The organism is Dactylosporangium sp. CA-052675, from assembly GCF_050947935.1.
In the GTDB taxonomy this organism is placed as follows: Bacteria; Actinomycetota; Actinomycetes; order Mycobacteriales; family Micromonosporaceae; genus Dactylosporangium.
This window is the reverse complement of record NZ_CP192010.1, coordinates 23,824-36,443: the sequence shown is the minus strand read 5'-3', so window position 1 is coordinate 36,443 and position 12,620 is coordinate 23,824. Positions and strand designations below refer to the sequence as shown.

Below are 12,620 nucleotides of genomic sequence, written 5' to 3'. Positions count from 1 at the left end.
CGAACCGCCCCGGCCGGGGACACGCCACAACACCGGGCGAATCGGACACAAGCCTCACAGGGGGAGTCTCGGGCCCGCTTTCAGCACTCCCGACGGCAGCTCGCGGCCCACGATCTCCTGGGCCAGGCGCGCGGCCTCGAGCAGCGCCCCGAGGTCGACTCCGGTGTCGTACCCCATGTCGTGCAGCATGTGCACGACCTCCTCGGTCGCCACGTTGCCGGTGGCGCCCGGGGCGTAGGGGCACCCGCCGAGCCCGCCCACGCTCGCGTCGAACTCGGTGATCCCCAGCCGCATCGCGGTCAGGATGTTGGCCAGCGCCGTGCCGCGGGTGTTGTGGAAGTGCAGCAGCAGCGGCAGGTCCGGGTGCCGTTCACGCACCGGCCCGACGACGTCCTCGACCCGCCGCGGCGTGCCCATCCCGGTGGTGTCGCCGAACGCGACCCGGTCGGCGCCGTCGGCGACCACGCGGTCGACGATCCCGGCGACCCGCTTCGGGTCGATGTCACCCTCGAAGGGGCAGCCGAAGCTGGTCGCGATGATCACCTCGGCGCTCGCGCCCGCCGCGTGGAGCAGGTCGATCAGCCCCGCGATGTCGTCCAGCGACTCGTCGGTCGAGCGGTTCACGTTGCGCCGGTTGTGCGTGTCCGACGCCGAGACGACGACCTCGATCTCGGTGAACCCCGCGGCGAGCGCGCGCTCGGCGCCCTTCGTGTTGGGCACGAGGGCGCTGTACCGCACGCTCGGGTTCTTCTTCGCCCGCTCCCACACCTCGCCGGCGTCGGCCATCTGCGGGATCGCCTTGGGATGGACGAACGAGACCGCCTCGATCCGCCCGACCCCGGTGCCGGAGAGCGCGTCGAGCAGCCGGATCTTGTCCTCGGCCGGGACGGGGTCCTCGTTCTGCAGGCCGTCGCGCGGCCCCACCTCACGCAAAGAGATCATGGCTTCGTCCTCATGCGTCCGACGATTCCCGTGTCGTAGTCGCCGCTGGTGAACTCGGGGTTGTCCAGCAGTTCGGCGAAGAAGGGCAGGTTCACCTTCGGGCCGGCGACCTCGAAGCCGGCGACCGCGGCGCGCAGCCTGTCCAGCGCGTCGGCCCGGTCGGCGCCGTGCACGATCAGCTTGGCCAGCAGCGAGTCGTAGTTCGGCGTCACGATGTTGCCGTTCGCGTATCCGGAGTCGACCCGCACACCCTCGCCGGCCGGTTCGCTCCACGTGGTGATGGCGCCAGGCCCGGGCAGGAAGCGCTTGGGATCCTCGGCGTTGACCCGCACCTCGATCGCGTGCCCGGTGACCGCGAGCGCGTCCGGGTCGAAGGTCGGCGCGAGCCCGGAGGCGACCCGCAGCTGCTGCTCGACCAGGTCCACGCCGAACACCGCCTCGGTGATCGGGTGCTCGACCTGCAGCCGCGTGTTCATCTCGAGGAAGTAGAACCGGCCCGCGTCGGGGTCGAAGAGGCACTCGACGGTGCCGGCGTTGCGATACGCGACCGCCTCGCCCGCCCGCACGGCCGCCGTCAGCAGGTCCGCGCGCTGCTCCGGGGTCAGCGCGGGCGACGGGGTCTCCTCGAGGAGCTTCTGGTTGCGCCGCTGCACGGAGCACTCGCGCTCACCCAGCGCCACGACGCGCCCGTCGGCCAGACCCAGAATTTGTACCTCGATGTGCCTGACCCGCGGGAAGTAGCGCTCGATCAGCACGGAGCCGTCGCCGAACATCCGCTCCGCGAACGCGCGCACCTTGTCGTATTCGGCCCGCAGCCCGTCGGCGTCGTTCGCGACGGCCATGCCCATGCCCCCGCCGCCGGCCGCGGCCTTGACCATGACCGGGAACCCGATCGCCTCGGCCGCTCGCACGGCCGCGCCCGCACTCGTCGCCGGGTCGGTCGTGCCGGGCGCCACCGGTACCCCCGCCGCCGCCATCAGATTGCGAGCGTTGATCTTGTCGCCCATCGCCGCGATGGCCTCCGGCCCCGGCCCGACCCAGATCAGCCCGTTGTCCAGGACGGCCTGGGCGAAGGCGGCGTTCTCCGACAGGAAGCCGTATCCGGGGTGGATGGCCTCGGCGCCGGTCGCCTTCGCGGCGGCCAGCACGGCCTCGGCGTTGCGATACGACTGGGCCGGGTTCGCGGGGCCGATCGGCACCGCCTCGTCGGCCTCCCGGACGAAGGGCAGATCGGCGTCCGCCTCCGAGTGCACCGCGATCGTCCGGATGTTGAGCCGGCGCGCGGTGCGCAGGACCCGGCGGGCGATCTCACCCCGGTTGGCGACGAGCAACGAGGTCAGCATGTTTCTCCTGTGGACAACTCTGTGGAAAGGAATGCAGCGACCCTGTGGATAACCAGATTTCGGCTGGTCAACACGGTGACGCCTGTCGTTGTGCGTTCAGCCTCACGACGCATCCCGGTCCACCGCTCGTTACCCCTTCTCCGCCTCGGTGCCCTGCAGCGCCGACAGCGTCGCGGCCCGCAGCAGCTCGGCGCGGCGGACGCGGTCGACCTCGCCACCCAGGAACGGCGTCGAGTTCATGAGACCGAACGCGGCGTGGGCGAGCACGCGGGCCTCGCCGTCGGTCAGCTCGCCGCCGCGCAGGGCGGTGAGCGTCGCGACCCACTCCTCCACGTAGAGGCGCTGGAGCCGGCGGATCTGGCGCCGCGGCTCCTCGGGCAGCCGGTCGAGCTCGTGCAGGTGCAGCGCGATGACCGCGGGGTTGGCCAGCGCGAACTCAACGTGGAAGTCGACGAGCGCGGCGAGCGCGGCCCGCGGGTCGTCGCCGGCCTCGGCGATGTGCGCCTGCCCGCCGGCGAGCAGCTGCTCGCTGACGGGGATGAGCGCGGCGGCGAGCATGGCCTCCTTGCCCGCGAAGTGGTGGTAGAGCGCGGGCCCGGTCACGCCGGCGGCCGCCCCGATGTCGTCCATGGACACGCCGTGATAGCCACGCGCGGCGAACAGGCCGACGGCGATCTCGAGGATCTCCTCGCGCCGGGAACGCCGCCCGGCACCGCGAGTCTGAGCGGGCGGACGTACGGCTTGCCGTTCCAGCGTCATTGGAAAAGCCTATCCCCCTGTCAAGCCTCGGGCTGAACGCTCGTTAAGTCAATCACACCTCGTCACTGCCCCTGCGCCGACCCACCCTTGCGTCAACCCGCGCCCGCCGAGCCCTTGTTCCGGCCCCACCACCCACACGCGTCCGAGCCCCTCCTCACACGACGCGTCGGCGTCGCGGCGCTGAAGTCGCGGACGGGCGCTCGGCCGGAACCTCGCGGCGGCCCGCGGTGAGCCCCAGCGGCGGGGCGGCGACCGTCGCCCGCGAGCTCGCGGTGTCGTGACGTGCGGCTCCCGGACCGCGGCTCCCGGCCACGCCCCGCGCTGGCCTTCGGCACGCTGGCCGCCGCGATTTCCGGCTCCACGCGCACCGCGGCCGGCCCAACTCCACGGCGATCGCGCGACGTCCCGGCCCGGAGCCGGACAAATCGGACCGAGAACCGCCGCGCCAGAAGCGCAAACCCCCAGCGCGGCGGCCGACCAGCTACTCGGACAAATACTTGCCCCGGACCTCATCGGCCTCGTCCGAGCGCCCCTGCGCCTCCAGCGACTCCGCCAGCATCCACGCCGAGTTCTGCTCCAGCTGCGACCCCCGCGGCACCGCCCCCAGCACCGACCGCAGCCGAGCCTCGGCCCCCGCCGGGTCGCCCGCGCGCATCAGGGTCTCCGCGTGCAGGAAGTCGGCGTCGAGCGCGTCGCTCAGGGAGCCGATCGCGCGCAGCGCCTCCGCCGCGCTCGCCGAGCGGGCCGCGGCGTCGTCCAGGCGGCCCGCGCCGATGTGGATGCGCGCCGCGTCGGTGTCGAGCATGGCGCGCTGCCAGATGAGCCAGGGCTCGGACGCGTCCACGGTGCCGTCGAGGGAGCGGGCCAGGGCGTCGGCCTCGGCCAGGGCGGCCAGCGCGGCCGGGATGTCGCCCGCCCAGCGCAGGGAGAGTGCGCGCAGGCGCCGGGTGTACATCTCCGCCTGCACGATGCCCGCCGCGCGGAACGCCTCCGCCGCCGCCGCGAACCGCTCCGCGGCCTGGGCGTCGCGGTCGGCCTCGTAGAGCAGCTGGGCCGCCTCCTGCAGCATCCGGCCCCGGGCGGGCAGGTTGTCGTAGCCGTCGAGGTTGGTCGCCAGCGTCTCCAGCAGGCCGAGCGCCAGGTCGAGCTCGCCGAGCTCCCGGTAGACGCGGGAGAGCAGGTAGCGGGTCTGGTCCGCCTGGTCCTGGGCGCCGGCCCGGTCCAGCGCGTCGAGCGCGCTCTCCGCGGCCTCGGCCGCGTCCAGGAGCTGGCCGGCCTGGTGGTAGGCGGTGGCGAGGTCGTAGCGCAGCAGCGCCGCGGGCACGTCCTCGCCGTGGGCCACGTGGTCGGCGACCGCCTCCACCAGGTCGTCGATCGCGCCGTCGGGGCGGTCGGCGGCGAGGCGGGAGCGGGCCCGGCCGACGAGGGCGGACAGGCGGTAGTTGCGGTCGGCGGCGAGGGCGAGCGCCTGGTCGAACCCGGCGGTCGCGTCGTCGAAGCGCTCGAGGTTGCCCAGCGCGTGGGCGCGGATCAGCGCCGGGATGCCGGCGGCGGGCGGGGTGCCGAGCTCGGCGTATCCCCGCAGCGCCTCCTCCGCCGCGGCCACCGCGTCGTCGTAGCGCTCGAGCACGAGCAGGGCCCGGGCGCGCCGGGCCTGCAGCTCGGCCCGCAGCGTGGCCTTGACCGGCCGCTCGGCGACGGCGGCGTCGACGGCCGCGAGCGCCTCCTCCGGCCGCTCCAGGCGCATGAGCGCGCCCTCGGCCCGCAGCCGGGCCTCGGCCCGCAGGTCGGCGTCGGCGTCGGGGTGGGCGACGATCCGCTCGGTCAGCGCGGTGAGCTCGGCCAGCATCTCCTCGTCGGGCCGGCGGGCGAGCACCCCGCGGGAGTCGGCGGCCAGCGCCTGCAGGTCGTGGCCGAGCGCGCGGTGGGCCTCGGCGGTCGCGCGGAACAGGGCCTCGGCCTCCGCGCCGCCGTCGTCGCGGATGGCGGTGAGCCGGGCCCGGCCGTCGAGGCGGCGCACGCCCAGCTCGGCGGGCGGGTCGGGGTGCAGCTCGTCGAAGCGGGCGAAGGCGGCCTCGACGGCGTCGATCCGGTGCTCGTCGTAGAGCTGCCAGGCCCGATCCATGAGCGCCGTCGCGTCCGTGGGCAGCTCCTCGACCGGCACGGGCGGCACCACGGCGGCCTCGCTGCGGCGGGCCACCGCGCTCAGCGGCAGGTGCCCGACCAGCGGCGCCGCGCCGAGCACCGCCTCGATCCGCCCGGAGACCGCGTCCGAGCCGTTGCGCTCGTCGAACTTCGCGGCCCAGTCGCGGGCCCGCGCGGCCAGGTCGGCGCCGAGCTCGCCGGCGGTCGACGGGCCCAGCGGCAGGGCCGGGTCGAGCCGGCCGAGCAGCAGCGCCGACGCCGCGCAGAACCACATCTCGGCCTGCGGGCTGGGCGAGCGCTCCAGCCACGGCAGGTGCCGCTGCACCATCTCCAGGCCGCGGGTCTCGTTGCCCGTCCGCGCGCAGAACTCGATGTGGCTGGCGACGCTCTGCATGTCGGCGAGGTTGCCGCGCAGCCGGCGGTAGGCCTGCCGGTGCGCGTCCGCCGCCTCGCTCAGCCGGCCGGTGCGCACGTAGGGCACCATCAGCGAGGTCAGGATCGACTGCGGCTGCTCCACACAGGTCAGCCGCCCGGCCAGCACCGGCGCGGCCATGGCCACCGCCTCCTCGTCGAGGCCCCGGCTGACGAGGTGGTCGACCTTCTCGCCGGGGTCGCACCCGGCGCAGTCGGAGTTGCCGTCGCGGGGCGCGGCGCTCCACTTCGCATACCAGTCGTCGGCCGCCGGATCGCCCACGTGCGCGGCGACCTGGTAGCGGTAGGCGTAGACGGCGTGCAGGCTGTGCCCGCCCGCCCGGAACCGGCGCTCCATGTCGTCGAGCACGTCGTAGGTGCGCCCGAGCGGGACGGCGGGGAACTTCAGCAGGCCGTTCACCATGTACTTGAAGTGCCAGAGCAGCATGTGCTCGTCCTGCTCGTCGAAGCGCTCCGGGTGCGCGTCGTACTCCGCGCGGCACCACGAGAACGTCACGAACGACTTGGCCGTCTCACCGCCGTGCACGTAGGCCGTGGTCGCGAACAGCCGCGAGGCCAGCCGCAGCTCGTCGTGGCCGCCCGCGTCGGCGTGCTGCATCACCTGCTCGACCAGCGCGATCTGGGCCCCGCCGTAGGGCATCTGGTAGGCCTCGCGGAGCAGCGACCACAGCTCCTCTTCACTCTTCATGTCCGACCGCCTTGTTGAGCAGGCCCAGGAAGGAGCCGTTGAGCAGCGCGGCGTCGGCCGGCCGCAGCGGATGATGGCCGAGCAGCAGGGCCTGCCCGTAGAGCCCCTCGACGGCGAGCCGGACCAGGTCCGCGTCGGGGATCTCGGTGACCCGCCGCACGAGCGGGTTGCGGTAGTTGAGCACCAGCTGCGAGCGGTCCTGCTCGTCGGTGCGCGCGAGAGCGTCGAGCACGTCGGCCCACACGTCGTCGACGCGCTCGCGGGTGGCCCGCAGCTCGGCCGCGAAGGAGGCCGAGCGGCTGGTCAGATACATCGCCGGGACCCCCGCCGGGTCGAAGGCGCGCAGCACGACCTCGCACCCGAGGCGGTCCAGCGCGCGCTGGGCCAGCTGCACGAACGGGCGCTTGGCCAGCTCGACCTCGGGCTCGAGCGCGTCGAAGGCGGTGCTGAGGTCGCCCGGCTCGACCCGCTCGATGAGCGCGCCCGGCTCCACGTGCGGCAGCCGCTCGATGATCTCGGTGTCGTAGATGTATCCGGCGTTGACCAGCGGCAGCCCCTGCGCCGCGGCGACCGCGCCGATCTGGCGGAACTCGTCGAGCTGGGCCGAGTAGCGCACGAGCCCGTGCTGGGCCCGGAAGTCGGCGAGCGTCATCCGGCCGGTGTTGGTCTCCATCGGCCACCAGCGGTCGACCAGGCGCAGCATCTCGTCGTCGTGCAGCGCGAGCGCCTTGACCCCGAGGTGGTGCACGTCGAGGAACTCGCCCAGCCGGCGCGGGTTGCGCCCGGCGAGCTGCATCAGCCAGCCCCGCAACTGGTCGCCGAGGGCCTCGCGGGTCTCCTCCAGCAGCGAGTCCTCGTAGAGCGCCTCGCGGCTCGCGGTCGGGCGCAGCTCGCTGGTGTCGATCACGCACCGGGCGAAGAACGCCCAGGGCGGCAGCACCCCCTCCGCCCCCTCGGCGAGCAGCATCCGCTTGAGGTAGACCCGGTGCCCGGCCCGGGCCGCCGGGTTGGCCGGCGTGGGCAGCACGAACGCGACCCCGGTGAGCCCGGACTCGGGCACCTTGAGGTCGATCACGTCGAAGGGAACAAAACCGAAGACTTCCCGGCAGTACTCACTCAGCCGCTCCCGGCGCCCCGCGGCCCCCGGCCGCCAGGGCAGCCCCTCGCCGCTGATCGGCACCCCGGCGATCTCGACCCGGAAGGGCAGCAGCGAGCCGTAGAGCGCGGCGAGCTCGGCGACGGTCCGCCGCTTCAGCCACTCCTCGGCGTCGCGGCGCGGGACGAGCGTGACCGTCGTGCCGGTCTCGGCCCGATGCTGGTTCTCGGTCTCGACGCTGTAGCGCCCGTCGGCGTAGCCGCGCCACAGCACCGCCGGTCCGTCCGCGGACCGGGTCAGCACCCGGATCTCGTCGGCGACGAGGAAGCAGGACAGCAGGCCGATGCCGAACTGCCCGAGGAAGTCGTGGCGGGCGAAGCCGAGGTCGTCGCGCTTGGAGCTGCGCCCGATGGTGGCCAGGAACTGGTGCACCTGGTCCTCGGTGAGCCCGATGCCGGTGTCGGTGACCCGCAGGGTGCCGTCGCCGGTGACGTCGGGCGGCTCGATGGTGATCGCGGCCGGGGCGCCCGGGTCGGCCGAGCGGCGGGCGGTGATCGCATCGACGGCATTCTGCAGCAGCTCCCGGACGTAGACCCGGGGGCTCGCGTAGAGGTGGTGGCTGAGCAGGTCGACGATGCCGCGCAGGTCCACTTGGAACGTCCGATCCACGCGGGCACGCTACCTCGTGGGTGTGACATTTCCCGACCCGTTTCGGGCGCGATGATCGTTCTGCTGGGAGTACACCTGGAAAATCTCGGGCCGTCATCGACTATCTTCGGCCGGTGCACCTTGCCGCCGCGGCCGCGAGCCTGACCGGTCTGTCCGTCGGGGACGCGCTGGGCGCCCCGTTCGAGATGAAGCCCGCGATGGCCGACGGCGCGGTGTTCGAGCCACCGCCCGCGCCCTGGCGGTGGACCGACGACACGGAGATGGCCTGCACCCTCTTCGAGGCGCTGCGGCGCGACGGGCGGGTGGACCAGGATCGCCTGGCCGTCGCGTTCGCGGAGCGCTGGAGCGCCGACCGCGGGTACGGCCGCGGCGCCGTCTCCCTGCTCGCCGACATCCGCGCCGGCGTGCCCTGGCGCTCGGCTGCGGGCGCACTGTTCTCCGGGCGCGGCTCGGCCGGCAACGGGGCCGCGATGCGGGTCGCGCCGCTGGGCGCCTTCTTCCGCGCCGACCCCGATCTCGCCGCGCGCGAGGCGGTGCTGTCCGCCGAGGTGACCCACCGGCACCCGGAGGGCGTGGCCGGCGCGGTCGCGGTCGCGCTGGCCGCCGCGCACGCCGCCGGCGACCGGCCGGCGGGCACCCCGAGCCTCCTGCGCCAGGTGCTGCACCACCTGCCGCCGTCCGACGTGCGGGACGGGATCGCCCGGGCGACCCGGATCGCGCCGGACACCGACCCCCGCGAGGCCGCGACCGATCTCGGCAACGGCTCCCACGCGCTGGCGCAGGACACGGTGCCGTTCGCGCTGTGGGTGGCGGCGGTGCACCTCGAGGACTACCCGGCGGCGCTGGAGGCCTGCGTGCGGGCGGGCGGCGACGTCGACTCGGTCTGCGCGATCGCGGGCGGGGTGGTCGCGGCCCGGGTCGGCACGGCCGGCATACCGTCGGAATGGATCGGCGCCCGTGAACCGCTCCCGGAATGGCTCCAGAGGCCGTAGTCACAGTACGTGAGCAATGGGCGGTTGCGCAGGCGAATGCGATATATTGACGATTATCCCTTGATACTCTCGGGTGATATCGGGCATGAGCTGCGTAGGAGCTTGATCAGCGCAGGTTCCTCATCCCGGCGAATGAAGGTTTTTCGGAGTCGCCGGGGGTAACAATGTGCTCATGCCACACCCTGCCGCGACCTATCGACTCGGTATCGTGTCGACCTATCTGCCCCGCCAATGCGGTCTCGCGACCTACACCGCGGACCTTCGCGAGGCGCTGGGTGTCGCCACCGACGACCTGGAATCCGTCGTCGTGGCCATCGACCGTGACGGGCACACCTACGGCGACGAGGTCGTCGCCACCATCACCCAGGACCGCATCGAGGACTACTCGTCGGCGGCCCGCATGCTGCGCGAGGCCGGCGTCCAGGTCGTGCTGATCCAGCACGAGTACGGGATCTTCGGCGGGCCCGACGGCTCACACCTGCTCGAGCTCACCCGCGCGCTCAACGCGTGCGGCATCCCGTACCTGTTGACGCTGCACACCGTGCTCCCGCACCCGTCGCCGGGCCAGGCCGCCACGCTGCGCGCCCTGTGCGCCCGCGCCGCCCGCGTCACGGTGTTCACCGAGACCGCGCGCCGGGTCGCGATCCGCACCGGCATCGCCGCCGGGCACCAGCTCGTCGTGGTGCCGCACGGGGCGCCGGACGCGATGCGCCGCCCGCCGGAGCCGTCCACGCTGCGGCCGGAGCTGCGCGAGCTGCTCGACAAGGTCCGGGACAAGCCGACGCTCACGACCTTCGGCCTGCTGGGCAAGGGCAAGGGCATCGACATCGCGATCGACTCCCTCGCCGAGGTGGTGGGCAAGCACCCCGACGTGCAGTACATCGTCGCCGGCACGACTCACCCCGAGATCAAGCGGCAGGAGGGTGAGACCTACCGCGCCAGCCTGCACGAGCAGGTGCGGCGGCTCGGGCTGGCCGACAACGTGCACTTCGTCGACGCCTTCCTGGCCCTCGACGAGCTCTCCGCGATCCTGCACGCGAGCACGCTGTTCGTGACGCCGTACCGCCAGCCCGAGCAGATCTGCTCGGGCGCCCTCACGTTCGCGCTGGGCGCGGGGCTGCCCGCGGTCTCGACGGCGTACTCCTACGCGGAGGACATGCTGGCCGGCGGCGCCGGTCGCGTGGTGCCGATCGGCGACGGGGCCGCCCTCGCCGCCGAGATCATCGACCTGCTCAGCGACGCCCGGGCGCTCGCCGCGGCCAAGACGGTCGCCGAGGCGTGCGCCACCTGGCTGCCCTGGCCGGCGGTCGCGGCCCGCGAGGCGGATCTCGTCGCCGACGTCGTGCGCCAGGCCGAGGCGGCCACCGCGCGCCCGGGCCACGCGACAGCGGCCGCGCCGCCGCTCAACCTCGACCACCTGAGCCGGCTCACCGACGAGATCGGCATCATCCAGTTCGCCAAGGGCCCGATCCCCGACCCGTCCTCCGGCTACTGCGTCGACGACGTGGCGCGGCTGGCGATCGTGGCCGCGGACCTGCTCGCGGTCGGCGCGGAGGCGCGGCCGACCACGGCGGCGACGCGCTGGCTGCGGCAGTCGATCCGGTTCCTGACCGCGGCCTACGACCCCTCCGGGGCGATGCACAACGTGCTCAGCTACGGCGGCACCTGGCAGGACTGGCCGCACATGGGCGACCACGTCGGCCGTACGGTCTGGGCGCTCGGCGTGCTCGTGGGCACCCCGGCCGTTCCGGACGACATCCGGCGCCCGGCCGCGGCCCTGCTCGACGAGCTCGGCCCGCGCACCGAGGGCCTCGCCGGCCTGGGTCTGCGCGCGGCGGCGTACGCGCTGATCGGCCTCGCCCGCGCGGGCCGCACGGAACAGGCCGCCCCGCTGCTGTACCGGCTCGACGAGGCGCTGACGGAGACGTCGGCCGCCGACCCGGCCTGGCGCTGGTTCGAGCCCGAGCTCACCTACGACAACGCCCGCCTGCCCCAGGCCATGCTCCTGGGCGCGGCCCTGCTCGAGGACGACGCCGCGGCCGCCCGGGCCGTCGCCGCCCTCGACTGGTACGTCCAGCACGTGGGCCTGGCCGACGGCACCCTGCGCTGCGTGGGCAACAAGTGGCACCAGCGGGACGAGCCCGCCGCGCACTGGGTGGCCGACGACGGCGACGAGCAGCCGCTCGACGCGGCCGCCGTGACCGAGGCGCTCGTGGACGCGTGGCAGCACACCGCCGACCCGCACCACGCGCGGCTGGCCGGCTGGGCCTTCGCCTGGTTCCTGGGCCGCAACCGGGCCGGGGCCCGGATGTACGTCGACGCGACCGGGGCCTGCCATGACGGTTTGTCGGCCACTGAGCCAAATGGGAACCAAGGGGCCGAGTCCACGCTAGCCTATTATCAAGCGCTTCTCAGCCTGCTCAGGGCCGGTTTGGCCGCGCTGCCGCATCCAGTGGCGGCTACGACCCCGGTCCCGACCTCCCTGCCGACGACCACGCTCTCCAAGCCCACCAACAAGGGCCGGGTGGTCGGGCGGGCATCGGCCGGCTTCAGCGCGACGGCCACACCGCCCCGCCTGCGCACCACGGAGGACCATTCCGATGCACTTTGACGCGGAGCTCTTCCATCGGGAAGCGAGCAACCCCCTGGTCAGTGCCGGGGACTTCCCGTATCCGATCAACAGCGTCTTCAACCCGGGCGCCTGCATGCACAACGGCGACACCGTCCTGCTCTGCCGGGTCGAGGACCGCCGCGGCATCTCGCACCTGACCGTCGCCCGCAGCAAGGACGGGCGAACCGGGTGGACGGTCGAGGGCAAGCCGCTCATCGCCGACGACCCGACCGACGCACACAGCTGCTGGGGCGTCGAGGACCCACGGGTCACGTACGTGGGGGAGCTCGGCGGCTACGTGATCGCCTACACGGCGTACGGCCCGGGCGGCCCCTGCGTCGCGCTGGCCAGGACCGAGGACTTCCAGACCGTCGAGCCCCTCGGCATCGTGATGCCGCCCGAGGACAAGAACGCGTCGCTGCTCCCGCGGCGCATCGACGGCGACTACGTGCTGTTCCACCGCCCGGTCTCCGTCCTGTCCGCACGCGCCGACGTGTGGCTGTCCAAGTCCAAGGACCTGCGTTCGTGGACGACGCCCGAGCCGGTGATGCAGTCGCGCTCCGGCCCCTGGTGGGACGCCACCCGGATCGGCATGGGCCCGCCGCCGATCGAGACGCCGCACGGCTGGCTCGCGGTGTACCACGGCGTGAAGCAGATGGTCGCGACGTCGATCTACCGCGTCGGGCTGGTCATGCTCGACCTGGACGATCCGACCAAGGTCATCCGCCGTACCCCGAGCTGGGTGCTCGGCCCCGACGCGGACTACGAGCGCGTCGGGGACGTGCCGAACGTGGTCTTCCCGACCGGTCTCGTCCACGACGAGGCGCGCGACGAGCTGCGGCTGTACTACGGCGCGGCCGACCTCAGCGTGGCGATGGCGAGCGCCCGGTACTCGGAGGTCGTCGACTACCTGATCTCGCTGCCACCCGAGGACGAGTGACCC

The 12,620-nt window shown here is 73.5% G+C and carries 8 protein-coding genes; 3 read left to right on the top strand and 5 right to left on the bottom strand.

The annotated features are described in order from the left end of the window. Positions 1 to 54: 54 nt before the first annotated feature. The 5 genes from ACQP1P_RS00175 to ACQP1P_RS00155 form a co-directional block, all read right to left on the bottom strand. Entirely contained in the window at positions 55 to 942 is an 888-nt protein-coding gene (locus ACQP1P_RS00175; RefSeq protein WP_433081935.1) for a hydroxymethylglutaryl-CoA lyase, read from the bottom strand. Beyond that, the gene (locus ACQP1P_RS00170; protein ID WP_433081933.1) at positions 939 to 2,285 is read right to left on the bottom strand and encodes an acetyl-CoA carboxylase biotin carboxylase subunit; all 1,347 of its coding nucleotides are present in this window, start codon (positions 2,283 to 2,285) and stop codon (positions 939 to 941) included. The genes ACQP1P_RS00175 and ACQP1P_RS00170 overlap by 4 nt, the downstream gene beginning before the upstream one ends. A gap of 129 nt (positions 2,286 to 2,414) precedes the next feature. Continuing rightward, complete coding sequence (locus ACQP1P_RS00165; RefSeq protein ID WP_433081931.1) at positions 2,415 to 3,044, bottom strand: TetR/AcrR family transcriptional regulator; 630 nt, start codon at positions 3,042 to 3,044, stop codon at positions 2,415 to 2,417. A gap of 481 nt (positions 3,045 to 3,525) precedes the next feature. Further along, on the bottom strand, positions 3,526 to 6,309 hold the full coding sequence (locus tag ACQP1P_RS00160; protein ID WP_433081929.1) for a hypothetical protein: 2,784 nt from the start codon (positions 6,307 to 6,309) through the stop codon (positions 3,526 to 3,528). Continuing rightward, positions 6,299 to 8,074, bottom strand: coding sequence for an HSP90 family protein (locus ACQP1P_RS00155; RefSeq protein ID WP_433081927.1), 1,776 nt, complete (start codon positions 8,072 to 8,074; stop codon positions 6,299 to 6,301). Before ACQP1P_RS00155 ends, ACQP1P_RS00160 begins: the two co-directional genes overlap by 11 nt. Positions 8,075 to 8,187: 113 nt before the next feature. On the opposite strand from ACQP1P_RS00155, the gene ACQP1P_RS00150 reads away from it, so the two are divergent. The 3 genes from ACQP1P_RS00150 to ACQP1P_RS00140 all read left to right on the top strand — a co-directional run bounded on the left by ACQP1P_RS00150 (position 8,188) and on the right by ACQP1P_RS00140 (position 12,617). Further along, positions 8,188 to 9,066 carry an ADP-ribosylglycohydrolase family protein gene (locus tag ACQP1P_RS00150; RefSeq protein WP_433081925.1) on the top strand — a complete coding sequence of 293 codons (879 nt, stop codon included), beginning with the start codon at positions 8,188 to 8,190 and terminating at the stop codon, positions 9,064 to 9,066. Between the two features lie 208 nt (positions 9,067 to 9,274). Further along, positions 9,275 to 11,677, top strand: coding sequence for a glycosyltransferase (locus ACQP1P_RS00145; RefSeq protein ID WP_433081923.1), 2,403 nt, complete (start codon positions 9,275 to 9,277; stop codon positions 11,675 to 11,677). Beyond that, positions 11,667 to 12,617, top strand: a complete 951-nt coding sequence (locus ACQP1P_RS00140) for a hypothetical protein (RefSeq protein WP_433081921.1) — start codon at positions 11,667 to 11,669, stop codon at positions 12,615 to 12,617. Before ACQP1P_RS00145 ends, ACQP1P_RS00140 begins: the two co-directional genes overlap by 11 nt. The last annotated feature ends 3 nt before the right edge of the window (positions 12,618 to 12,620 follow it).

Excerpts from the sequence above, each read along its gene's own strand:
- ACQP1P_RS00175 (WP_433081935.1), bottom strand. The coding sequence starts at position 942 with ATGATCTCTTTGCGTGAGGTGGGGCCGCGCGACGGCCTGCAGAACGAG.
- ACQP1P_RS00170 (WP_433081933.1), bottom strand. The coding sequence starts at position 2,285 with ATGCTGACCTCGTTGCTCGTCGCCAACCGGGGTGAGATCGCCCGCCGG.
- ACQP1P_RS00165 (WP_433081931.1), bottom strand. The coding sequence starts at position 3,044 with ATGACGCTGGAACGGCAAGCCGTACGTCCGCCCGCTCAGACTCGCGGT.
- ACQP1P_RS00160 (WP_433081929.1), bottom strand. The coding sequence starts at position 6,309 with ATGAAGAGTGAAGAGGAGCTGTGGTCGCTGCTCCGCGAGGCCTACCAG.
- ACQP1P_RS00140 (WP_433081921.1), top strand. The coding sequence starts at position 11,667 with ATGCACTTTGACGCGGAGCTCTTCCATCGGGAAGCGAGCAACCCCCTG.